Below are 20,863 nucleotides of genomic sequence, written 5' to 3' on the forward strand. Positions count from 1 at the left end.
GATATGGTGTCGCCTTGTCTAAATCAAAAGAGGCGCGCAAGATCAATCGGAGAATGCCGCAAGGGCGACTCAGAGTCCATTTGGGGCTTGCGAATTGGGGCTTGCGAACGAAAAACGAAGGGAGCGGCACAAAGCATGATTGTGAAAAGCGACCGTTTGCTATAGGTAGCGCGCGAACACTGCGGTCAGGAAGACCGATCGATCAAGTCAGACATCTGGGAAAATCCATGAATCGTCGCCGCCGTATTTACGAGGGCAAGGCCAAGATCCTTTACGAAGGGCCTGAGCCCGGCACCCTGATCCAGTTCTTCAAGGACGACGCCACCGCCTTCAACAAGAAGAAGCATGAAGTGGTCGACGGGAAAGGCGTACTCAACAACCGCATTTCCGAGCATATCTTCACGCAGCTGAACCGGATGGGCATCCCGACCCACTTCATCCGTCGCCTGAACATGCGCGAGCAGCTGATCAAGGAAGTCGAGATCATCCCGCTCGAAGTCGTCGTGCGCAACATCGCCGCCGGCTCGCTCGCCAAGCGTCTCGGCATCGAGGAAGGCACCGTCCTGCCGCGCTCGATCATCGAATTCTACTACAAGGCCGATGCGCTCGACGACCCGATGGTGTCAGAAGAGCACATCACCGCCTTCGGCTGGGCGAGCCCGCAGGAGATCGACGACATCATGGCGCTTGCCATCCGCGTCAATGACTTCCTCTCCGGCCTGTTCCTCGGCGTCGGCATCCAGCTCGTCGATTTCAAGATCGAATGCGGCCGGCTCTGGGAAAGCGACATGATGCGCATTGTCGTCGCTGACGAGATTTCACCGGACTCCGCGCGCCTGTGGGACATCCAGACCAATGACAAGCTGGACAAGGACCGCTTCCGCCGCGACATGGGTGGGCTCGTCGAGGCCTATCAGGAAGTGGCGCGCCGCCTCGGCATCATGAACGAGAACGAGCCGCCCCGTCCGTCCGGGCCGGTTCTGGTCAAGTAAGGCGTTGAGCCCCGGACGCCGATGCATCCGGGGCCAGCAATTTCAATCGCAGCACGATTCCAGCAGGATAGAACAGTGATCAAGGCACGCGTCACCGTTACATTGAAAAACGGCGTTCTCGACCCGCAGGGCAAGGCCATCGTCGGCGCGCTCGACAGCCTCGGCTTCGAGGGCGTCAACTCCGTGCGCCAGGGCAAGGTCTTCGATGTCGAGCTCGACACGAAGGACAAGGCGCAGGCGGAAAGCCATCTCAAGGCGATGTGCGACAAGCTTCTCGCCAACACCGTGATTGAAGACTATAGCGTGGAGATCGCGTAACGGTTGCAACCGGAGAGATGCATGGCTGAAATCGATCGGGAATGGCTTTTGAAAGAGCTGCTCGAACTCGAGCGCCGAATGGATGTCCTTGTGGATTCCATGCATGATCTGGTGGCCACTTCGAAAGAAACCAACAGACAAATAGCCGAAGGTCGCGAGCGCATCGAGAAGCTGAAAAAACTCTCGCTCGCCGAAGCACAAGCAAGGTTTGAACCGCACCCATGAAATCAGCTGTCGTCCTTCTCCCCGGCCTCAACCGCGACCGCGACATGATCGCGGCGCTCACCAAGATTTCCGGCAAGGCGCCCGAGACCGTCTGGCAGACCGACACGGAAATCCCCGATGTCGATCTGATCGTCATTCCCGGCGGCTTCTCCTATGGTGATTACCTGCGCTGCGGCGCCATCGCGGCCCGCATGCCAATCATGAACGCCATCCGCGAGAAGGCGGAAAAGGGCGTCATGGTCATGGGCGTCTGCAACGGCTTCCAGATTCTGCTCGAGGCTGGCCTGCTGCCCGGCGCGCTGATGCGCAATGCATCGCTCAAATTCGTCTGCCGCGAGGTGAAGCTCGAAGTGAGCAACGCCAACACCGCCTTCACCCGGGGCTACGCTCCCGGCCAGATCATCCGCTGCCCGGTCGCCCATCATGACGGCAATTTCTTTGCCGACGAGGAGACGCTGAAGCGCCTTGAGGGCGAAGGCCAGGTCGCTTTCCGCTATGCCGAGGGCACCAATCCGAACGGCTCGATCAACGACATCGCCGGCATCGTCAGCGAGCGCGGCAATGTGCTCGGCATGATGCCGCATCCCGAAAATCTGATCGAGGCCGCGCATGGCGGCACTGACGGCCGCGCCCTCTTCTCGGGCGTTCTCGGCATCGCGGCTTGATCGAATGGCATTCTGGTATTGATCTAGAGCGGTTCCGATTGAAACAGAAACGATGGAACCGCTCTATCCGTTTGTTTTTACGCATTTCCGGACGCAAAACCGCTTCGCACTTTTGCTGGAAATGCTCTAAGGGAGGGCAGCAGCCTTGAAACTTTATTCGCGGCCGCTTTCTCCCTATTCCTCCATCATTCGCGGCATCGTCTACGCCAAGGACCTGCCGGTAAAGCTCATCGCCCCGCCGCCCGGCGTGCCGATCCCCGAGGAATTTCGCGCGATATCGCCGACGAAACGCATTCCGGTGCTGATCACCGGATCGGGCGAGACGCTCTTCGAAGCCTCCGTCATCGCGGAATATCTGGAAGAGCACTTCCCCGAACCGCCTCTCCTGCCCGCCGATCCGAAGGACCGGGCGCGGGTGCGCCTCATTGCGCGCATCGCTGAACTCGACATATTGACGCCCGCGACGGAGCTTTTCATCCTCCACAGCAGGCCGGAGCGGGATGAGGCGGCGATTGCCGCAGAACTCGCCAGGCTCAGGCAAGGCCTCTCGATCGTTGAGGAAAGGCTGTCGAATGGGCCGTTCGCCTTTGGCCGGCAAATGAGTTTTGCAGATGCCTGGCTGACGCCGATCCGCTTCATCTTCAATCCGCTGCGCAAGATGACCGGCCTTGACGATCTGCTCGATCCCTATCCGAAATTCGAGGCCTATGCACACAATGCCGTTCAGCATCCTCCGCTCACGCGGGTATGGGATGAAATGAGCGACGGGCTCAAAGCATTCCAGCCCGATCTGGTCTGAAATCTTCCTCTTCTCTCCTCACCCCTGCGGAGTTCCACGCATGAAAAGAGCCTCTCTCGTGATTGCAGCGCTTGCAATGCTTGTCCCGCTTGTGGCCTGTCAATCCGACAGCAAGCCGGGCCCCGGCGCCCTGGCTCTGTCGAGCGAGAACACTGCGCTCGCCACCATGGAGCGCGTGGCGCTATCAGCCAATTCATGTTGGTTCAAGTCGAAGGACCCCACCTTCCGTCCCTACCGGCTGGCGCCGGAGCTGAACTCCTTCTCGGGCCGCCCGCGCATTCTTGTCGTGCCTGCCAGAAATCCGGGAGATCGCCCGTTGCTCGTCGTCCAGGCGGAGGGCCATCCGGCCAAGGTCGAAGCCTTCGGGCCGCTGATGCACCAGTCGGGCGGCAACCGGATCGCATCGGATATCCGCCGCTGGTCGGCGGGTGGCAGCGGCTGCAGCGGCGCGGGCTGATCGCGCCCATCATCTGGGCTTCTGGCCTTTCAGCCCCACCGGTCAAAGGGTGTGTTCCGGTCCCAGATCGGGCGCTTGGCTTCCCGTGCCGCCTCGTCGGGTCGCAGCCCGATATCCCGCAACTCATCATCCGTCAGCTGCCGTAGCGCCCTGCGCGTACGCTGTACTTTGAAACCCTGCAGGATCCAGGCAATCCACTGCCCCAGGGTTGGGGGCCTTTTCCGCTCATGCCGATCCGAACGCTGCTCCAATGATGGATATTCCGCCCTTATCCGGGGGACAATTGTCCTCATTGTATCCATTATATCTCTCCAGCAACTGCGTTAACCGCCGGATTGTCACCATCCATTGACTCCATTTTCGTTTCAAGCTAAATATTGTCACCATGACAAATTGGATTCCCGATCTCGCGGACTTTAACGCGCCGAAATACATTGCGATCGCCGATGCGATGGACAGGGACGTCGGTTCCGGCATCCTGAAACCCGGCGCACGCCTACCGCCGCAGCGTGAATTGGCCTATGCGCTTAAGGTGACAATCGGGACAATCAGCCGCGCCTATGCGCTTGCCGCCGAACGCGGCCTCGTCGCCGGCGAGATCGGCCGCGGCACCTATGTGCTGGACCGCATCGAAATCGGCGCCAAATCGGCGGCCTGGCATGCGGCGGAAACCAAGGCCGCAAGCCTCGACGGCTCGCACATCGCAAATGCGATGCGCATGGATTCGACCGCCGCCGCCGATGTCGGCCAGTCGGCGGTCATCGGCCAGTTGGTGGCGGAGGTCTTCGCGGACGAGCCGCGGTGCGCCAACGATTATACGCGCGCGATATCGGACGAGTGGCGGGAGGCAGGCAGCGCCTGGCTCGCCACCGGCGGCTGGCGCCCTCCTCTCGATTTCATCGTTCCCATTCCCGGGGTGCTAAGCGGAATCGGGAGCGTGATCGCCGCCATAACGGCGCCGGGAGACAAGATCGCCTTCGAGGAACTGACCTACAGCGCCATAGCGCGCGGCGCGACGCTGATCGGGCGTCGTTCGATCAAGGTGCGCGGCGGCGATGCCGGGCTAGACCCGGACGATTTCGAAAATGTCTGCGCACGCGAGCATCCGAAGGCGCTCGTCCTGATCCCCACTCTCAACAACCCGACGATGACGGTGATGCCGGAGGAAAACCGCAGGCGCATCGCCGAGATCGCGCATCGTCACAATGTGTGGATCATCGAGGACAATATCTACGGCAATGCGCTCGACGACGTCCCTCCCCCCTTCGCCGCGATCATGCCGGAGCAGACGTTCCACCTGAGCGGCGTCTCGAAGACGCTGAGTGCGGGCCTGCGCGCCGGCTGGGCCTCCTGCCCGCCAAATTTCGCCAGCCGCGTCATCAACGCCAAGAAGCTGATGACCGGCGGCATCTCATACGCGATGACGGAGGCTACGGCACGTCTTGTCCTGAGTGGCGAGGCCGCCAGGCTGAAGGCTGCCGTCCTGCAGGAGACCCGCGCCCGCGAGGCGATCGCCCGGGAGGTCATGGCCGGCCATACCTTTGCAAGTGATCCGCACTGCGCCTATATCTGGCTGGAGCTTCCCGATCCCTGGCTTCCCGGCACATATAAGAAGGCGGCGCTCGAACGCGGCATCGTCATCGACGAGGCCGATGTGTTCAAGGTCGGGCAGGTCGACCGGGTCTGCCACCGGGTGCGCATCGCATTTTCGGCGATCGAGGATCGCAAGGGCGTGCGGTACGGCTTCGAAACGCTGCGCCAGCTTCTCGACAATGCCTCCGCCGGCTATGACGGCATGGAATAGGCTCAGAACGCAAAACGAAAAAATCGCGATTTTTTCACGGAATCCCATCCGTTTCCCTTTCTTGGCGGGCAGGAATTCGGCTATAGCCCACGTGAACAATCCATGCGGTTCTCCTGGACATAATCGGCAGCGCCCGTAATCAAAGAAATTGGACAGAATGACCATTCGCAACGACATCGCCATCACGCCTGACCTGATCGCCGCTCATGGCCTGAAGCCGGACGAGTATCAGCGCATTCTCGATCTCATCGGCCGCGAGCCGAGCTTTACCGAGCTCGGCATCTTCTCGGCCATGTGGAACGAGCACTGCTCCTACAAGAGCTCGAAGAAATGGCTGCGCACGCTGCCGACATCAGGACCGCAGGTGATCCAGGGGCCGGGCGAGAACGCCGGCGTCGTCGATATCGGCGATGGCGACTGCGTGGTCTTCAAGATGGAGAGCCACAACCACCCCTCCTATATCGAGCCCTATCAGGGTGCTGCGACCGGCGTCGGCGGCATTTTGCGCGATGTCTTCACCATGGGCGCCCGTCCGGTGGCGGCGATGAACGCGCTGCGCTTCGGCGAGCCCGAGCATCCCAAGACCCGGCATCTGGTTTCCGGCGTGGTCGCCGGCGTCGGCGGCTACGGCAATTCCTTCGGCGTGCCGACGGTCGGCGGCGAAGTGAATTTCGACAAGCGCTATAACGGCAATATCCTGGTCAACGCCTTTGCGGCGGGCCTCGCGAAAACCGACGGCATCTTCTATTCGAAAGCCGAAGGCGTCGGCCTGCCGGTCGTCTATCTCGGCGCCAAGACGGGCCGCGACGGCGTCGGCGGCGCGACGATGGCGTCGGCCGAATTCGATGAGTCGATCGAAGAGAAGCGCCCGACCGTGCAGGTCGGCGATCCCTTCACCGAGAAGTGCCTGCTTGAGGCCTGCCTTGAGCTGATGGCTTCGGGCGCTGTCATCGCCATTCAGGATATGGGTGCGGCCGGCCTCACCTGCTCGGCCGTCGAAATGGGCGCCAAGGGCGATCTCGGCATCGAGCTTGATCTCGACAAGGTGCCGGTGCGCGAGGAGCGCATGAGCGCCTATGAGATGATGCTCTCGGAAAGCCAGGAGCGCATGCTCATGGTGCTGAAGCCCGAGAAGGAAGCGGAAGCCGAGGCGATCTTCCGCAAATGGGGCCTCGACTTCGCCATCGTCGGCAAGACCACCGACGATCTGCGCTTCCGTGTCCTGCATCAGGGCGAAGAAGTCGCCAACCTGCCGATCAAGGAACTGGGCGACGAGGCGCCGGAATATGACCGCCCATGGATGGAGCCCGGCCGCCATGCGCCGCTGCCTGCTGAAAATGTTCCGGGGGTCGAGGATTATGGCGCGGCCCTGCTCAAGCTCGTCGGCTCGCCCGATCTCTCGTCGCGCCGCTGGGTCTATGAGCAGTATGACACGCTGATCCAGGGCAATTCGCTGCAGATCCCCGGCGGCGATGCCGGCGTCGTGCGCGTCGAAGGCCATGAAACCAAGGCCCTCGCCTTCTCCTCCGACGTGACGCCGCGCTATGTCGAGGCCGATCCCTTCGAGGGCGGCAAGCAGGCCGTCGCCGAATGCTGGCGGAACCTGACCGCCGTCGGCGCGGAGCCGCTCGCCTCCACCGACAATCTCAATTTCGGCAATCCGGAGAAGCCGGAGATCATGGGCCAGCTCGTCAAGGCGATCGGCGGCATCGGCGAGGCCTGCCGCGCCCTCTCCTTCCCCATCGTCTCGGGCAATGTCTCGCTCTATAACGAGACCAATGGCGAGGCGATCCTGCCGACCCCGACGATCGCCGGCGTCGGCCTAATCCCCGACTGGAACGCAACAGCGAAGATCGGCGGCATGCAGGAGGGCGACGTGCTGGTGCTGCTTGGCGGCGACGGCGCGCATCTCGGCCAGTCGATCTATATGCGCGATCTGCTCGACCGCGCCGACGGCCCGCCGCCGCCGGTAGAACTCGCGATCGAGAAGCGCAATGGCGATTTCGTCCGCTCGGCGATCCGCAACGGGCAGGTGACCGCCTGCCACGATCTCTCCGATGGCGGCTTGGCGATAGCGCTCGCCGAAATGTGCATCAAGTCGGGCAAGGGCGCGACGGTCGATATCGGCGACGGCCCAAGGCATGCCTTGCTTTTCGGCGAGGACCAGGCCCGCTATCTCGTCGCCGCGAAACCGGAGATGGCCAAGCTCATCACCCTCAACGCCGAAGGCGCCGGCGTTCCCTTCCGCACGCTCGGCACGGTCGGCGGCTCGTCGCTCGTCGTGGATGGCGTCCTCAGCGTTCCGGTCGGCGATCTGACGAACGCCCATGAGGGCTGGTTCCCGGCCTATATGACCGGCATCGTGCTGGATTGACAAGAAAAGGCCGAAAAGCGGACACGTTTATCGGCCATAATGCCTGCTTGAAACACAACGGCTGATCGTAGCCGTTGTGCTCCATTTTCACGCAGGTTCTCTTCTCACATCTCTCCTTCCGATCCCCGCAAGCTCTCCTCACAAGGCCATCCCCATGTCGAAGACCGCGATGCCCGTCATCGTCTCCTATTACACGGCAAACACCACCTACGAGGTACTGGCCGCGAAGCTGCGGAAATCCGCCGAGAGGCTGGGGCTGGACACGATCATTGAACCGAGGCTTCCGCGATCGAGCTGGGTTGAGAACTGCGCGGTGAAAGCCAATTTCATCAAAGACGTGTGGCGGCGCTCGGAGCGGCCTATCTGCTGGGTCGATGCCGATGCTGAACTCCTGCGCCTTCCACATGAGTTAGCCGACATTCAAAGCGATTTTGCTGTGGTGAAGCGGGAAGGCTGGAACTTCTATGGTGGCCAGATATTCTTCGGCAAAAGCGAAGCTGCCGAACAGCTGATTGACCGATGGGCCGCCTATTGTTCGGACTATCCCCTCATCTGGGATCAGGTCAGCCTCGGCTATGCCTGGTGGGACCTGTCGCTTGCTAGGGATATGAATTCCATCTGGCTCGATGAGAACATTTTTAGCAAGGCTTCGCGGCAATCGCTCAAGACATGGCTGCGCAGGCGTCTCACCCGGGCAGCGTTCTTCCATGCCCAGGAAAGCCGCCGGTCCCGTAAGCCGGGTGAATCCAAGGAATTCGGCTCGGACGATATCCCGCAATGGTGGCAGGATGCCGCAAAGGCCGGACGGCCTTTTCCGCTGAATGAAGCGCAGAAAACCGGGTTGGGCCTTACGGAAGAACATTCCCTGCCTAAACTGTTGGCGGCCTGAAGATTGCCGGGCAATCCCCGGCTTGTCACGATTGACGCTGCCGGGCATTGTCTCCATATAAATGGGAACAGGTTGGCATCCCGCGACTCGACGATTCGTGTTGGAAGGATGCGGCAGCCGCCTTGCACAGGGAGACTGCAAATGGCGATGGACGCGCGCGACATTCAGAAGATGATCGAGGACGCAATTCCGGACGCTAAGGTGACGATCCGCGATCTCGCCGGCGATGGCGATCACTACGCTGCCGAGGTTGTCGCCGAGAGCTTTCGGGGCAAATCCCGCGTTCAGCAGCATCAGATGGTCTATGATGCGCTGAAGGGCAATATGGGTGGCGTGCTTCATGCACTGGCGCTCCAGACGAGCGCTCCCGAATAGAAGAAACGGAGCTGTAAAACCGGTCGAAGCAGTGCGATCATTCGGCGAAACGGCCGTTTTCAATCATGCGTGACTTGCTTCGATACCGATTGCATGCTTTTTAGAATGAAATCAGGTCAAGCAAATCCTTGGAGTAGCGGAACAGATTCCCTCGGGATTTGCAGTTAATCGCCGGTAGCGACAGAATTTCGACACCGGCGGCATGGAAAGGATCCGAAATGAGCGGCATCAACGAATTCATCGACAATGAGGTCAAGAGCAACGACGTCGTGCTCTTCATGAAGGGCACGCCCGGCTTTCCGCAATGCGGCTTCTCCGGCCAGGTCGTGCAGATCCTCGACTATGTCGGCGTCGACTATAAGGGCGTCAACGTCCTTTCCTCTGACGAACTGCGCCAGGGCATCAAGGAATATTCCAACTGGCCGACCATCCCGCAGCTTTATGTGAAGGGTGAGTTCGTCGGCGGTTGCGACATCATCCGTGAAATGTTCCAGGCCGGAGAACTCCAGGCGCTGTTTTCCGGCAAGGGCATCGCCACCAAGGCTGCCTGAGCGGAATATTTCAGAAACTTCCAGGCGTTTCGGAAGTTCTGTTTGAAAGTTGTTCCAAAGGCGTCGGCATTCCGACGCCTTTCTCGTTGTTTCAATCGCTGGACCGGTTTCCGATTGTGAATAGGGAACTCGCTCCAATCCTTTGTTTTTATGCAAGTCCGATGGAATGCAACCTCTGCTTTCCCGGGAAACCCAGTCCCATTTTCGGACTTGTCCTATTAGACGATAAGCGGACCATGACGACTGACTTTCAGACGAAGGAGCTCCAAGAGCCGAAGGCGCAGCTTGGACGCATCGAATTCATCGCCCTGATCGCGGCACTGATGGCGATCAACGCGCTGGCCATCGATATCATGCTGCCCGGATTGCAGGAGATCGGCGCCAGCCTCGGCGTGACGACGGAAAACCACCGGCAATATGTCATCTCCGCCTATCTCTTCGGCTTCGGCTTTTCCCAGCTCGCCTATGGACCGATCAGCGACCGCTTCGGCCGGCGCGCGCCGCTCCTGATCGGCCTTTTGATCTATGTCCTCTCCGCCATCGGCGCCGCGCTATCGCCCAGCTTCGCCATGCTTTTGGGCTTCCGCGTCCTGCAGGGCGTGGGCGCGGCCGCGACGCGCGTCATCGCCGTCTCCATCGTGCGCGATACGTTCGGCGGACGGCAGATGGCCGAAGTCATGTCGCTCGTCATGATGGTGTTCATGGTCATCCCGGTGATTGCACCGGCGACCGGCCAGCTCATCATGCTGTTCGGCGAATGGCACCTGATCTTCGCCTTCATGGCCCTGATGGCGCTTGCCGTCACGCTGTGGTCGTTCTTCCGCCTGCCCGAGACGCTGCATCCGGAAAACCGCCGGCCCTTCACGGCGGGCTCGGTGGCCCGCGGCTTCGGCATCGTGCTCGGCAATCGCGCCGCGCTCTGCTACACGCTCGCCACGTCCTTCATCCTGGGCTCGCTCTTCGGCTTCATCAATTCGGCCCAGCAGATCTATGTCGGCATCTACCATCTGGACGAGTTGTTCCCGCTCGCCTTTGCCGCAGTCGCGGCAACGATGTCGCTGTCGTCCTTCCTCAATTCGCGACTGGTCGGGCGCTTCGGCATGCGTCGCATCTCGCACACCATGCTGCTGATCTTCATCATCGTCAGCCTGATCTGGCTCATACTGTCGATGCGGGGCAGCGGCCCGGTGCCCTTCCCGCTTTTCCTGGCGATGTTCGCCGCCGTCATGTTCTGCTTTGGCTCGATCGGCGCGAATTTCAATTCGCTCGCCATGGAGCCGCTCGGCAATGTAGCGGGGACGGCCTCGTCGGTGCTGGGCTTCACCCAGACGCTGATCGGCGCGACGATCGGGGCCATTATCGGCCAGTCCTTCAACGGAACAACGACGCCCATTGCTGCCGGCTATTTCGTGCTCGGCGCCATCGCCCTCGTCTGCGTGCTCTTCGCCGAGCGCGGCAAGCTGTTCCAGCCGCACAACGCGCCGGCGCCCCATGTGGTGCAGGGGGAGTAGGTTACCGCTGAGTTAATCCGCTATCAGATAACGGATATCCGATAGCGGGATTCCCGGTCTGATGTGATCAGGTCGCTTTAAATCAATGGCTGGCGGGATATAAATATAAGCCGAACTACCCCCGAGTTATTCCGCCCAGAGCGTTTCGCGCAGTTCCTTCCAGCTCTCCTTGTCAGGGGCCACCATCAGGCCACCGCCGACATGCGAGGGCAGATAGGCGCTGCCGTCGAAACGCGCGGCGTGGCCGCCGGCCTCGGTATGGATGAGCACGCCGGCCAGATGGTCCCACGGCATCAGCTTGCCAAAGACGGCGAAATGCGCGTAGCCGCTGGCGATCACCCGATATTCGTGCGCCGCGCAGCGATAACCGATCTGCGCCAAGCACTTGGCATGGTTGCGCGCCAGGCGCGAGCGCTCCGGCTCGGGCAGATAGGGCCAGGAGATGGACCCTGTCATGCCGGAGACGGGAACCGGATCGGCCACCCGCACCTTGTCGAGCGAATTGTCGGGACGGCGAATATGGCTCCCCGCGCCGCGCATGCCGATGAGCCAATCCTTGCCGACGGGATCATGAATGATGCCGGCGACGGTCTCGCCATTGACCACGACGGAGAGCATGACGCCAAAGAGCGGCACGTCGGAAGCGAAATTATACGTGCCGTCGACCGGATCGATGACGAAGGCGAGCCGGGCATCGCCAAGCCCTTCGAGGATGGCGGGATTTTCGCTGCACGCCTCCTCGCCGATTACCACCGCATCAGGATAGCGCTCGCGCAGCGCTTTGGTGATCACCCGTTCGGCGTTGACATCCGCCTCGGTGACGAGATCGGAGGCCGAGGTTTTCTGCCGGATATCGCCCTCGCCCAATCGCCGGAAGCGCGGCATGATTTCCGCTCCCGCCGTCTCCGCCAGAAGATCGGCGAGCCATTCCACATGCTTTTCATCGAACATCATCGGTCCTCAAATTTCCTGGGTTTCCGCCGGCAGATTGAGCCCGGCAAAATCGAACAGCTGGCGATCGAGCAGATGGCTCGGCCTGACATGGGCGAGCGCCCGGATCATGGTTTCCTTGCGTCCCGGCATGCGCTTTTCAATATCGGCGAGCATCGCCTTCATCGCATTGCGCTGCAGCCCATCCTGGCTGCCGCAGAGATCGCAGGGGATGATGGGAAAGCGCATGGCGGCGGCGAATTTTTCCAGATCATCCTCCGCCGCATAGGCCAGCGGACGCAGCACCATCACGTCGCCCTCGTCATTGATGAGCTTCGGCGGCATCGCCGCGAGCCTTCCGCCATGGAAGAGATTCATGAAGAAGGTTTCCAGAATATCCTCGCGGTGGTGGCCGAGCACCAGTGCCGAACAGCCCTCCTCCCGCGCCACGCGGTAGAGATTGCCGCGCCTGAGCCGCGAGCAGAGCGAGCAATAGGTCTGGTTCTCAGGCACCTTCTCGGTCACCACCGAATAGGTGTCCTTATATTCGATGCGGTGCGGAATGCCGTAGAGCTTCAGGAACTCCGGCAGGATATGCTTGGGAAAGTTCGGCTGGCCCTGGTCGAGATTGCAGGCGATGAGCTCGACGGGGAGAAGCCCGCGCCATTTCAAATCGAGCAGCAGCGCCAGGAGCCCGTAGGAATCCTTGCCGCCGGAGAGGCCAACCAGCCAGCGCTCGCCGGGCTGGACCATGGCGAATTCCTCGATCGCCTGCCGCGTCTGGCGCAAGAGGCGCTTGCGCAATTTGTTGAAGGCAACCGACGACGGCACATCGCGGAACAGCGGATGGCAGCTGTCGGCTTCGCCGGCATCAGAGGAAAGGTCGGGGTCGTGAACGGTCATGGCCATTCCTTTATCCGGCAGATGCGACAAAGGCAAAACATGAATGGGACCACTACCCATAACGGCTATGGAAGTCCCCTCACCCGGCTCGCTGCGCGAGCCACCCTCTTCTCCCCAGCGGGGAGAAGGTGGCCCGAAGGGCCGGATGAGGGGGTATTGTTGCATACTGAAGGCCGTCAGGTCCCGAAAACCGACCAGCCCGTGCGCTGCGCCAGAAGCTCGAGCGCCGCGGTGCCGACCAGTGAATTGCCATACTCGTTGAGCCCCGGCGACCAGACCGCTATCGACGCCTTGCCCGGCGCCACCGCCAGGATGCCGCCGCCGACACCGCTCTTGCCCGGCAGGCCGACCCGATAGGCGAAATCGCCCGAGGCGTCATAATGGCCGCACATCAGCATCAGCGCATTGATGCGCCGCGCCCTCTCCCGCGAGACGACGCGGCTGTCGAGCACCGGATTGCGCCCGCCGGCGGCGAGATAGAGCCCAGCCCTTGCAAGCTGGCGGCAGGACATGGCCAGCGCGCAATGGTGGAAATAGACGCCGAGAACATGCTCCACCGGATGATTGAGCCGGCCGAAGGAGCGCATGAAATTGGCGAGTGCGAAATTGCGATATCCGGTCCCGGTCTCCGATTTCGCCACCTCATGATCGATGGCGATGCTATCATCGCCGGAAACGAAGCGGACGAAATGGACAATCTCGCCAATCGCTTCGCGCGGCTGATGCCCCGCCAGAATCATATCCGCCACGGCAATGGCGCCGGCATTGATGAAGGGATTGCGCGGCCGCCCCTTCTCATATTCGAGCTGCACGATGGAATTGAAGGCCGTACCCGAGGGTTCGCGCCCGACGCGCGTCCATAGCGTATCGCCCGCCATGCCGAGCGCAAGCGTCAAGGTGAAGACCTTGGAAATGCTCTGGATGGAGAAAGGCGCGTCGGCATCGCCGGCGATATGGAAGCTACCATCGAGCGTGGCCACAGCGATGCCGAACTGCTTCGGATCGACCTTGGCGAGCTCGGGGATATAGTCTGCGACCTTGCCCTCGCCGATATGGCTTTTCAGATCGCGATAGACGCCGTCGACCAGTTCCTGCAATTCGCTCATCCGCCTCTCCGCCCTTGGATATAAAAAAAGCCGCCCGGGATGCCCAGGGCGGCTCTTTCTCTAAACTGCCGGAAACCTTAGCGCGAATAGAATTCGACGACCAGGTTCGGTTCCATCTGCACCGCATAGGGCACATCGGAGAAGGCCGGGACACGGGCGAACTTGGCGGTCATCTTGTTGTGATCGACCTCGATATAGTCAGGCACGTCGCGTTCGGCTAGCTGGGTCGCTTCCAGCACCAGGGCGAGCTGCTTCGACTTCTCGCGCACCTCGATCACGTCGCCCGCCTTGCAGCGGTAGGACTGGATGTTGACGCGACGGCCATTGACATTGATATGGCCGTGATTGACGAACTGGCGCGCGGCGAAGATCGTCGGGACGAACTTGGCGCGGTAGACGACGGCGTCGAGACGGGACTCCAGAATGCCGATCAGGTGCTCACCCGTATCACCCTTGCGGCGGGAAGCTTCCTCATAGACCTTGCGGAACTGCTTTTCCGAAATATCGCCGTAATAGCCCTTGAGCTTCTGCTTGGCGCGCAGCTGCACGCCGAAATCGGAGAGCTTGCCCTTGCGGCGCTGACCATGCTGGCCGGGGCCATATTCACGGCGGTTGACCGGGGACTTCGGACGGCCCCAGATATTTTCGCCGAGACGGCGGTCAATCTTGTATTTTGCGGATTCGCGCTTGCTCATCGCATTTCCCTTCAAACGTTGACGATCGAAGCTCAGCACTTCGATCCAGGAAACGCGCCCTCCTCTGCCCTCCGTTTGCGAGGACTGACAGGACGATGCGCGCACGCTTTGCGGCAACCGTCCACGGGACACGTCAAATGAAACGCAGGGCCGCAAAGCCCTGCGCTGGCTGGCTTCTAGACAGAGGGGGGCCGGATGTCAAGCCGCAATGACGGCTATCGGCCGAACGGGCATGATACGCTTTGTCACCAAGCGTGACGTGATGCGTGGCTTCCATGTGGCAATATGGGGGAAGCTGAAACAGCAGAAAGGCTGCCCGTGAACCTATCCCTCCCGCGCCTGTGCCGCAACGGCCTTTTCACGATAATAGCCGCGGCGCTATGCCTCTTCATTGCTCCCGACATGGATATGCCAACCATTTCAGGCCAGGCGAAGGCCGAAAACATTCTCGATGTCTTCAAACCGAAGACAACGCGGAAAAGAACGACGCGAACCAGACGGACGGCGCAGCGCAAACAGAGCCAACGCCCCCGCAGGTCGTCCACAAGCGCCGGGACCAAGGCCGCCCCGGCCCTGGGCGCGGTCCCGGTTCCGCAGCCGAAACCCGGATCGGAAGAAGCGAAACCGGCGGAGAAGCAGCCCCAGACGGAGCAGAAAGGACCTGCTCCCACGCCGGAGGAAAAACCCCAAGCCGAACCGCAGGGAACGCCGCCTGTCCCGGCTACACCCCCGGCGAAGACCGACGATGCGGCACCGCATGATGAGAAGACGGTCGAGGAGAAGGATGAACGCGTCTATCAGGCCGCCTGCCCGGCGCTGATGAATGGCGACGTCCAGGGCAAGCTCGTCGCGCCTTTGTCCGACGGCATATGCGGAGAACGCTCGCCGCTGTCGCTTACCGCCATCGGCAAGGAACCCTCCCTGCCTTTCGCCTCTCCGATCATCACCAACTGCGCGATGGCCGTCACGCTGGCTCAATGGTCATCGGGCGTGCGTGCGGCAGCGCTGAAATCCTTCGGTTCGGAAATCGAGGCAATCGGCACCGGCTCGGACTATCAATGCCGCAAGGTCAATGGCGCCTCCTCCGGCCGCACCTCAGAGCACGCCTTCGCCAATGCGTTGGACATCATGTCCTTCCGTCTCAAGAACGGCCGGACGACCGAGCTTGCGACCGGCTGGGATGGCACGCCGGAAGAGAAGGAATTCTGGCGCGCCGTCCACAAGACAAGCTGCGATATGTTCATGACCGTCATCGGCCCCGATGGCGACGCCGCCCACAAGACTAATCTTCATCTCGACCAGGGTTGCCATGGCGGTAACTGTACTTCACGCATTTGCCAGTAAAAGAAAGGATTTAACGAGTTAGAAACAATTGAATTTCAGCATGACTTTTAATTACGGCTATAAATACGAGGAAATAGAGTGATGAAATTCTGTAAATCATTCATGATGATCATGTTCACATCCCTTATCGCAACCGGCGCCGCACATGCCGAGACGCCGCCGAAGAAATCACGGGATTTCAGAGGCAATTACGAAACGCTGGTAAAGGACCAGCACGCCTCGCCTGAGATGGCCGAGTGCATCGCGACCGGCTATGATCTCGTGAAGAAAAGCAAGAAGTTCGACCGCCTCGGCTTCACGCAGGAGGATATCGGCAAGGCCAAGGTCGATCGGAAACCTGGCAAGTTCAGCGCCAGGGATCACACGAAGGTGTCGACCGTCATCGCCGTTTCGGGCGAGGCTCGCCCACGCACGGATTCCACCAACTGGGCCGATATCACGCTGCGCTGCGGCATCAGCAAAAAAGGCAAGGTCAAGGCGATCGAGATCAAGACCTCTGCGGATTGAACCGCGTTTCGCCTGAACAACTCCTCAGTTCTCCGCATCGAAAGCCGCGCGGGCCGCGCGCAGGGCGGCACGATTTTGGGCCGCCCACTGGCCGAGCGTATCGATCGGTCCTGCGAGCGAGTGGCCGAGATCGGTTAGCGAATATTCGACTTCCGGCGGCGAGACAGGCCTGACCCGCCGCGCCACCAGCCCATCGCGCTCCAGCGACCGGAGCGTCACCGTCAGCATGCGCTGCGATATGCCCTCGATCGAGCGGCGGAGTGCGTTGAAGCGCAATGGCCCCTGCTGCAGATTGAATATCACCAGGATGCTCCACGTATCCCCCACCCGGTCAAGCACCTCGCGGATCGGGCAGCCTCCATCGCCGTCCGACGCAAAGCCCGGCGATGTGGAAAGAAGCGGCGCGCCGTCTTGCGGCTTTGTCGAAATCGTCATCTTCCAAATCCTTTGCAGCCCGGGCGAACGCTCCTTCCATTCGCGGGCGCGGTTACATCCATGTGCCCTGAATAGAAAAAAGTGCGTTCTTCACAAACCGCGATGCGCTTTATAAGTAGTTATCATTGATAACCTGATCACCCAAAATACCTTAATTATCCCGGAAATGAAAGGAACGCATCTCATGGCAAAGATCGCCCTCATCGGCGCCACCGGCTTCGTCGGCGCGCAGCTCCTGAAAGAAGCAGCCGCGCGCGGCCATGCCGTCACCGCCCTCGTCCGTCATCCTGAGAAAGTGGAAAAGCTGGCGAACGTTACCGCCGCCAAGGCCGACGTTCTCGACACCGATGCGCTTGCCAAGCAGCTTGCCGGGCACGATATCGTCATATCAGCCTATAATCCGGGCTGGGGCGATCCTGAAATCCGCGCGACCCATGTGAAGGGCAGCCGCTCCATCAATGAGGCGGCGAAGAAAGCCGGCGTCAAGCGGCTGATCGTCGTCGGTGGCGCCGGCAGCCTGGAAGTCGCCCCCGGCGTCCAGCTTGTCGACACTCCCGAATTTCCCGCCCAGTGGAAGGAAGGCGCGCTCGGTGCCCGCGATGCGCTCAATGAGCTGCGTACAGAAAACGGGCTCGACTGGACCTTCGTATCCCCCGCCATCCATCTGGAGCCCGGCGAGCGCACCGGCAAATATCGCCTCGGCGGCGACCAGCCGGTCTTCGACGACAAGGGCGAGAGCAAGATCTCGGCCGCCGATCTGGCTGTCGCCATCCTCGACGAAGCCGAACAGGGCAAGCACATCCGCAAGCGCTTTACCGCTGCTTATTGAGGCGGCTCTTATGTTGATGGAATCGCTTCAGCGAAATTCTCTTCTGAATCGTTGTAGTGATTGAAAGGTCGAGGCATGGATCCCAGTGACAAGCACTGGAATCCATGCCTCTACGGTGCAGTGGCTGCATCGTAGAAAATAGGCATCGTTTCCATCAAGGAGTGAACCACTCAGGAAAAATGCCCACCCCGGTTTCCTCCGGGTGACTTGAACACGAAAAGGTGCGTCCTTAACAACAGACGGGGCGCACCTTATCTGCTGCCGGGATCGTTCTTTTTCCACGCATGATCTTGTCCGAAAAGTCTGCAACTTTTCGGGATCATTCCTCACCGAAAGGCTCATGGCCATGGAACTCGGCATCTACACATTCGCGGATATGGGACCGGACCCGAAGACCGGACGGCCGATGGCGCCCACTGAGCGGCTCAAGAACCTCATCGAGGAGATCGAGCTGGCCGACCAGGTCGGGCTCGACGTCTTCGGCGTGGGCGAGCATCACCGCCCGGAATATGCCGTCTCCGCTCCCGCCGTGGTGCTTGCCGCGGCCGCCACGCGGACGAAGAATATCCGGCTGACCAGCGCGGTGACCGTGCTCTCCTCCGACGATCCGATCCGCGTATTCCAGAGCTTTTCCACCCTGGACCTCATCTCCGGCGGCCGGGCCGAGATCATGGCCGGGCGTGGCTCCTTCATCGAATCCTATCCGCTTTTCGGCTATGATTTGAACGACTACGACAAGCTTTTTGCCGAAAAGCTCGATCTGCTTCTGGCCCTGCGAAAGAGCGAGCGGGTCACCTGGTCGGGAGAATTGCGGGCCCCGATCAACGATCGCGGGATCTATCCGCGCCCTCTGCAGGACCCGCTGCCGGTGTGGATCGCAGTCGGCGGCACGCCGCAATCGGTGGTGCGCGCCGGGCTGCTCGGCCTGCCGCTTGCAATTGCCATCATCGGCGGCGATCCCGAGCGTTTCGCGCCGCTGGTTGAGCTCTATCGCGAGGCCGGCGCCAAAGGCGGCCATGCGCCGGACGCCTTACGCGTCGGCATCAACTCCCATGGCTACATCGCCGGGGATTCGCAGGCCGCCGCCGACGAATTCTTCCCGCCCTACGCCCATGTCATGAGCCAGATCGGCCGCGAGCGGGGTTGGCCGCCGACCACCCGCGCCCAGTTCGACGCCATGCGCGGCCCCCATGGCTCGCTTCTGGTAGGAAGCCCTGAGGAAGTCATCGACAAGATCCTGCTCGAACATTCCTATTTCAAGCACGACCGCTTCCTGATGCAATCAGGTCTCGGCAACCTGCCGCACGACAAGATGATGAAGACGATCGAGCTGTTCGGGACACGCGTGGCGCCTGAGGTGAGGAAAGCACTCAGGAGTGAGTAGGGAATAGGGAATAGTGAGATAGTAATCCTATTCCTTATTCCCTATCTCACTATTCCCCAATCCAAACCCCTGCATCAGCCGCCTTGTCGAGAAATCCGGCTGGCCGGAGGTGAAGATGGCGATGTCGTCGCCATGTTCCGGCTGCGCGTCGCTGCCTGAGAGGAGCGAACGGGCGCGCCGCGCAATCGCCTCCGCCGGGTCGAGCCAGTCGACCGGCCACGGTGCCAGCCGGCGGAAGACATTGGCCATAAAGGGGTAATGCGTGCAGGCGAGCACGACGATATCCGTGCGTCCGCGATCAGTCTCGATGAAGCAGGGTTCGATTTCGGCGCGCACGGCATCGTCGTCCACCGTCTCGCCCCGGATATGGGCCTCCGCCATACGGGCGAGATTTTCGCTGCCGATCAGCCGCACATGGCATTGCGTGGCGAAGGACTGGATCAATTCGCGCGTATAGGCGCGCCTGACCGTGCCTGGTGTCGCCAATACCGAGACGAGGCCGGAGCGCGTGCGCTCCGCCGCAGGCTTGATCGCCGGCACGGTGCCGACAAAGGGCGTTCCGGGATAGGCACCGCGCAGATCGTCCAGCACCAGCGTCGATGCCGTGTTGCAGGCGATGATAGCGATTTCCGGATCGTGCTGGGTGAGAAATTCACGGAAAAGCGTGACGATGCGCTCGCGAAGTGCGACCTCATCCCAGCCGCCATAGGGAAAGCCGGCATCGTCGGCAATATAGACGAAGCGGCGATCCGGCATCAGCACCCGCGCCTCGCGCAGCACCGTCAGCCCGCCGATGCCGCTGTCGAAGACGAGGATGGGACGGGACGCCGCCGCGTCAGCCTCCTGCCTTTCAAGAAGTACCGCCGCGTCCTGCCCCATCGGTTCCTCCAGCATCATTCCTCTACGTCTTCGCTTTTCGCCTTCTTCGCGCCGGCCAAGGGCTTCGGCTTTTCACGGCCCTCCGGCGCGCCGGAGCCACGCGGGTTCTTGCGGGTGAAATAATCGAGCGAGGAGACGATGCCGCGCAACAGCTTGACCTCAGCTTCGGCGAAGCTGGCGCGGGTCAGGACGGAGCGCAGATTGTGCACCATGATCTCCTTGCGCGCCGCGGGACGGAAATAACCGCGGACATCCAGAGCTTCCTCCAGATGATTGAAGAAACCGTGAAGCGTTTCCTTGCGCGCCGGCGCCAGTTCCGGCCCGCGAAAGGCGGTGTCAGTCTCGCTTTCCATGCCGGATTTCATCCATTCATAGGACATCAGGAGCACGGCCTGGGCGATATTGAGCGAGGCAAAGGCAGGATTGACCGGGAATGTCACCAGCTCGTCGGCAAGGCTCACTTCCTCATTGCTCAAGCCGAAGCGCTCGCGGCCGAAGAGAATGCCCGTCTTCTGCCCCGCCGAAAAACGCTGGCGAAGCGCCCTGCCCGCCTCAACCGGGCCTGCCACCTTCTTGAAGCCGTCGCGCTCGCGCGCCGTGGTGGCGAAGACGAAATTGAGATCCTCGATGGCAGAGGGAAGATCGTCATAGACCTTCGCGCCGTCGATCACGTGATCGGCCTTGCTCGCCGCAGCCCTCGCCTTTTCGTTCGGGAACTCTTCGCGCGGATTGACGAGGCGCAATTCGCTCAAGCCGAAATTCGCCATGGCGCGCGCCACCATGCCGATATTTTCCGGCAATTGCGGCTCGACCAGGATGATGGCCGGTCCTTCCGTGATAAAAGGGCGATGTCTGTCCGTTCCTGCCATGCTATTCTCGATATGCGATTGA

General features: G+C 61.1%; 24 protein-coding genes. 16 read left to right on the forward strand and 8 right to left on the reverse strand.

Annotated features, from left to right (window positions below; genetic code table 11):
- The first annotated feature begins 227 nt into the window (after window positions 1-227).
- The 6 genes from purC to ATN84_RS10920 all read left to right on the forward strand — a co-directional run bounded on the left by purC (window position 228) and on the right by ATN84_RS10920 (window position 3,456).
- Window positions 228-992, forward strand: coding sequence for a phosphoribosylaminoimidazolesuccinocarboxamide synthase (purC, locus tag ATN84_RS10895; RefSeq protein ID WP_068881657.1), 765 nt, complete (start codon window positions 228-230; stop codon window positions 990-992).
- A 75-nt stretch (window positions 993-1,067) separates the two neighbouring features.
- Complete coding sequence (gene purS / locus ATN84_RS10900; protein WP_068881658.1) at window positions 1,068-1,310, forward strand: phosphoribosylformylglycinamidine synthase subunit PurS; 243 nt, start codon at window positions 1,068-1,070, stop codon at window positions 1,308-1,310.
- A gap of 21 nt (window positions 1,311-1,331) precedes the next feature.
- On the forward strand, window positions 1,332-1,535 hold the full coding sequence (locus ATN84_RS10905; RefSeq protein ID WP_068881659.1) for a hypothetical protein: 204 nt from the start codon (window positions 1,332-1,334) through the stop codon (window positions 1,533-1,535).
- On the forward strand, window positions 1,532-2,200 hold the full coding sequence (purQ, locus tag ATN84_RS10910; RefSeq protein WP_068881660.1) for a phosphoribosylformylglycinamidine synthase subunit PurQ: 669 nt from the start codon (window positions 1,532-1,534) through the stop codon (window positions 2,198-2,200). The genes ATN84_RS10905 and purQ overlap by 4 nt, the downstream gene beginning before the upstream one ends.
- 145 nt (window positions 2,201-2,345) lie before the next feature.
- Window positions 2,346-2,999 carry a glutathione S-transferase family protein gene (locus tag ATN84_RS10915; protein ID WP_068881661.1) on the forward strand — a complete coding sequence of 218 codons (654 nt, stop codon included), beginning with the start codon at window positions 2,346-2,348 and terminating at the stop codon, window positions 2,997-2,999.
- A gap of 40 nt (window positions 3,000-3,039) precedes the next feature.
- Window positions 3,040-3,456, forward strand: coding sequence for a hypothetical protein (locus tag ATN84_RS10920; RefSeq protein WP_068881662.1), 417 nt, complete (start codon window positions 3,040-3,042; stop codon window positions 3,454-3,456).
- A gap of 29 nt (window positions 3,457-3,485) precedes the next feature.
- Here the strand turns inward: ATN84_RS10920 and ATN84_RS28135 are convergent, their stop codons facing one another.
- Window positions 3,486-3,758, reverse strand: a complete 273-nt coding sequence (locus ATN84_RS28135) for a DUF1127 domain-containing protein (RefSeq protein ID WP_068881663.1) — start codon at window positions 3,756-3,758, stop codon at window positions 3,486-3,488.
- An 83-nt stretch (window positions 3,759-3,841) separates the two neighbouring features.
- On the opposite strand from ATN84_RS28135, the gene ATN84_RS10930 reads away from it, so the two are divergent.
- The 6 genes from ATN84_RS10930 (at window position 3,842) to ATN84_RS10955 (ending at window position 10,960) form a co-directional block, all read left to right on the forward strand.
- On the forward strand, window positions 3,842-5,260 hold the full coding sequence (locus ATN84_RS10930) for an aminotransferase-like domain-containing protein (RefSeq protein WP_068881664.1): 1,419 nt from the start codon (window positions 3,842-3,844) through the stop codon (window positions 5,258-5,260).
- Between the two features lie 157 nt (window positions 5,261-5,417).
- Window positions 5,418-7,634, forward strand: a complete 2,217-nt coding sequence (gene purL / locus ATN84_RS10935) for a phosphoribosylformylglycinamidine synthase subunit PurL (RefSeq protein WP_068881665.1) — start codon at window positions 5,418-5,420, stop codon at window positions 7,632-7,634.
- Between the two features lie 154 nt (window positions 7,635-7,788).
- Window positions 7,789-8,523 (forward strand): hypothetical protein, encoded by a 735-nt coding sequence (locus ATN84_RS10940; RefSeq protein ID WP_068881666.1) that lies wholly within the window; start codon window positions 7,789-7,791, stop codon window positions 8,521-8,523.
- Window positions 8,524-8,664: 141 nt separating this feature from the next.
- Window positions 8,665-8,898, forward strand: a complete 234-nt coding sequence (locus ATN84_RS10945; RefSeq protein ID WP_068881667.1) for a BolA/IbaG family iron-sulfur metabolism protein — start codon at window positions 8,665-8,667, stop codon at window positions 8,896-8,898.
- Between the two features lie 218 nt (window positions 8,899-9,116).
- Window positions 9,117-9,449: a Grx4 family monothiol glutaredoxin gene (grxD, locus tag ATN84_RS10950; protein ID WP_068881668.1), complete on the forward strand. Its 333-nt coding sequence runs from the start codon at window positions 9,117-9,119 to the stop codon at window positions 9,447-9,449.
- Between the two features lie 236 nt (window positions 9,450-9,685).
- On the forward strand, window positions 9,686-10,960 hold the full coding sequence (locus ATN84_RS10955) for a multidrug effflux MFS transporter (protein ID WP_068881669.1): 1,275 nt from the start codon (window positions 9,686-9,688) through the stop codon (window positions 10,958-10,960).
- A gap of 126 nt (window positions 10,961-11,086) precedes the next feature.
- Here ATN84_RS10955 and ATN84_RS10960 read toward each other — a convergent pair whose 3' ends face one another.
- The 4 genes from ATN84_RS10960 to rpsD form a co-directional block, all read right to left on the reverse strand.
- Window positions 11,087-11,914, reverse strand: coding sequence for an inositol monophosphatase family protein (locus ATN84_RS10960; RefSeq protein ID WP_068881670.1), 828 nt, complete (start codon window positions 11,912-11,914; stop codon window positions 11,087-11,089).
- A gap of 6 nt (window positions 11,915-11,920) precedes the next feature.
- Complete coding sequence (gene ttcA, locus ATN84_RS10965; protein WP_068881989.1) at window positions 11,921-12,793, reverse strand: tRNA 2-thiocytidine(32) synthetase TtcA; 873 nt, start codon at window positions 12,791-12,793, stop codon at window positions 11,921-11,923.
- Window positions 12,794-12,969: 176 nt separating this feature from the next.
- Complete coding sequence (locus ATN84_RS10970) at window positions 12,970-13,899, reverse strand: glutaminase (protein WP_068881671.1); 930 nt, start codon at window positions 13,897-13,899, stop codon at window positions 12,970-12,972.
- Between the two features lie 77 nt (window positions 13,900-13,976).
- Complete coding sequence (rpsD, locus tag ATN84_RS10975) at window positions 13,977-14,594, reverse strand: 30S ribosomal protein S4 (RefSeq protein ID WP_068881672.1); 618 nt, start codon at window positions 14,592-14,594, stop codon at window positions 13,977-13,979.
- Window positions 14,595-14,912: 318 nt separating this feature from the next.
- On the opposite strand from rpsD, the gene ATN84_RS10980 reads away from it, so the two are divergent.
- Entirely contained in the window at window positions 14,913-15,938 is a 1,026-nt protein-coding gene (locus ATN84_RS10980) for an extensin family protein (RefSeq protein ID WP_244491058.1), read from the forward strand.
- Window positions 15,939-16,019: 81 nt separating this feature from the next.
- On the forward strand, window positions 16,020-16,445 hold the full coding sequence (gene bspC / locus ATN84_RS10985) for a type IV secretion system effector BspC (protein WP_068881673.1): 426 nt from the start codon (window positions 16,020-16,022) through the stop codon (window positions 16,443-16,445).
- A 24-nt stretch (window positions 16,446-16,469) separates the two neighbouring features.
- Here the strand turns inward: bspC and ATN84_RS10990 are convergent, their stop codons facing one another.
- Window positions 16,470-16,880 carry a winged helix-turn-helix transcriptional regulator gene (locus ATN84_RS10990; RefSeq protein ID WP_068881674.1) on the reverse strand — a complete coding sequence of 137 codons (411 nt, stop codon included), beginning with the start codon at window positions 16,878-16,880 and terminating at the stop codon, window positions 16,470-16,472.
- Between the two features lie 184 nt (window positions 16,881-17,064).
- Here ATN84_RS10990 and ATN84_RS10995 point away from each other — a divergent pair, with 184 nt between their 5' ends.
- Both ATN84_RS10995 and ATN84_RS11000 read left to right on the forward strand, forming a co-directional pair.
- The gene (locus ATN84_RS10995) at window positions 17,065-17,709 is read left to right on the forward strand and encodes an NAD(P)-dependent oxidoreductase (RefSeq protein ID WP_068881991.1); all 645 of its coding nucleotides are present in this window, start codon (window positions 17,065-17,067) and stop codon (window positions 17,707-17,709) included.
- Between the two features lie 346 nt (window positions 17,710-18,055).
- Window positions 18,056-19,093, forward strand: coding sequence for an LLM class flavin-dependent oxidoreductase (locus ATN84_RS11000; protein WP_068881992.1), 1,038 nt, complete (start codon window positions 18,056-18,058; stop codon window positions 19,091-19,093).
- 27 nt (window positions 19,094-19,120) lie between these two features.
- Here ATN84_RS11000 and murI read toward each other — a convergent pair whose 3' ends face one another.
- Both murI and ATN84_RS11010 read right to left on the reverse strand, forming a co-directional pair.
- On the reverse strand, window positions 19,121-19,972 hold the full coding sequence (gene murI, locus ATN84_RS11005) for a glutamate racemase (protein ID WP_068881993.1): 852 nt from the start codon (window positions 19,970-19,972) through the stop codon (window positions 19,121-19,123).
- A gap of 14 nt (window positions 19,973-19,986) precedes the next feature.
- Complete coding sequence (locus ATN84_RS11010; RefSeq protein WP_068881675.1) at window positions 19,987-20,841, reverse strand: RNA methyltransferase; 855 nt, start codon at window positions 20,839-20,841, stop codon at window positions 19,987-19,989.
- Window positions 20,842-20,863: the final 22 nt, after the last annotated feature.

Source organism: Paramesorhizobium deserti (assembly GCF_001558695.1).
Lineage (GTDB): Bacteria > Pseudomonadota > Alphaproteobacteria > Rhizobiales > Rhizobiaceae > Paramesorhizobium > Paramesorhizobium deserti.

What these genes read in the sequence shown, in the direction of transcription:
- purC (WP_068881657.1), top strand. Translation starts at nt 228, where the DNA reads ATGAATCGTCGCCGCCGTATTTACGAGGGCAAGGCCAAGATCCTTTAC.
- ATN84_RS10905 (WP_068881659.1), top strand. Translation starts at nt 1,332, where the DNA reads ATGGCTGAAATCGATCGGGAATGGCTTTTGAAAGAGCTGCTCGAACTC.
- purQ (WP_068881660.1), top strand. Translation starts at nt 1,532, where the DNA reads ATGAAATCAGCTGTCGTCCTTCTCCCCGGCCTCAACCGCGACCGCGAC.
- ATN84_RS10920 (WP_068881662.1), top strand. Translation starts at nt 3,040, where the DNA reads ATGAAAAGAGCCTCTCTCGTGATTGCAGCGCTTGCAATGCTTGTCCCG.
- ATN84_RS28135 (WP_068881663.1), bottom strand. Translation starts at nt 3,758, where the DNA reads ATGGATACAATGAGGACAATTGTCCCCCGGATAAGGGCGGAATATCCA.
- ATN84_RS10930 (WP_068881664.1), top strand. Translation starts at nt 3,842, where the DNA reads ATGACAAATTGGATTCCCGATCTCGCGGACTTTAACGCGCCGAAATAC.
- purL (WP_068881665.1), top strand. Translation starts at nt 5,418, where the DNA reads ATGACCATTCGCAACGACATCGCCATCACGCCTGACCTGATCGCCGCT.
- ATN84_RS10940 (WP_068881666.1), top strand. Translation starts at nt 7,789, where the DNA reads ATGTCGAAGACCGCGATGCCCGTCATCGTCTCCTATTACACGGCAAAC.
- ATN84_RS10945 (WP_068881667.1), top strand. Translation starts at nt 8,665, where the DNA reads ATGGCGATGGACGCGCGCGACATTCAGAAGATGATCGAGGACGCAATT.
- grxD (WP_068881668.1), top strand. Translation starts at nt 9,117, where the DNA reads ATGAGCGGCATCAACGAATTCATCGACAATGAGGTCAAGAGCAACGAC.
- ATN84_RS10955 (WP_068881669.1), top strand. Translation starts at nt 9,686, where the DNA reads ATGACGACTGACTTTCAGACGAAGGAGCTCCAAGAGCCGAAGGCGCAG.
- ATN84_RS10960 (WP_068881670.1), bottom strand. Translation starts at nt 11,914, where the DNA reads ATGATGTTCGATGAAAAGCATGTGGAATGGCTCGCCGATCTTCTGGCG.
- ttcA (WP_068881989.1), bottom strand. Translation starts at nt 12,793, where the DNA reads ATGACCGTTCACGACCCCGACCTTTCCTCTGATGCCGGCGAAGCCGAC.
- ATN84_RS10970 (WP_068881671.1), bottom strand. Translation starts at nt 13,899, where the DNA reads ATGAGCGAATTGCAGGAACTGGTCGACGGCGTCTATCGCGATCTGAAA.
- rpsD (WP_068881672.1), bottom strand. Translation starts at nt 14,594, where the DNA reads ATGAGCAAGCGCGAATCCGCAAAATACAAGATTGACCGCCGTCTCGGC.
- bspC (WP_068881673.1), top strand. Translation starts at nt 16,020, where the DNA reads ATGAAATTCTGTAAATCATTCATGATGATCATGTTCACATCCCTTATC.
- ATN84_RS10990 (WP_068881674.1), bottom strand. Translation starts at nt 16,880, where the DNA reads ATGACGATTTCGACAAAGCCGCAAGACGGCGCGCCGCTTCTTTCCACA.
- ATN84_RS10995 (WP_068881991.1), top strand. Translation starts at nt 17,065, where the DNA reads ATGGCAAAGATCGCCCTCATCGGCGCCACCGGCTTCGTCGGCGCGCAG.
- ATN84_RS11000 (WP_068881992.1), top strand. Translation starts at nt 18,056, where the DNA reads ATGGAACTCGGCATCTACACATTCGCGGATATGGGACCGGACCCGAAG.
- murI (WP_068881993.1), bottom strand. Translation starts at nt 19,972, where the DNA reads ATGGGGCAGGACGCGGCGGTACTTCTTGAAAGGCAGGAGGCTGACGCG.
- ATN84_RS11010 (WP_068881675.1), bottom strand. Translation starts at nt 20,841, where the DNA reads ATGGCAGGAACGGACAGACATCGCCCTTTTATCACGGAAGGACCGGCC.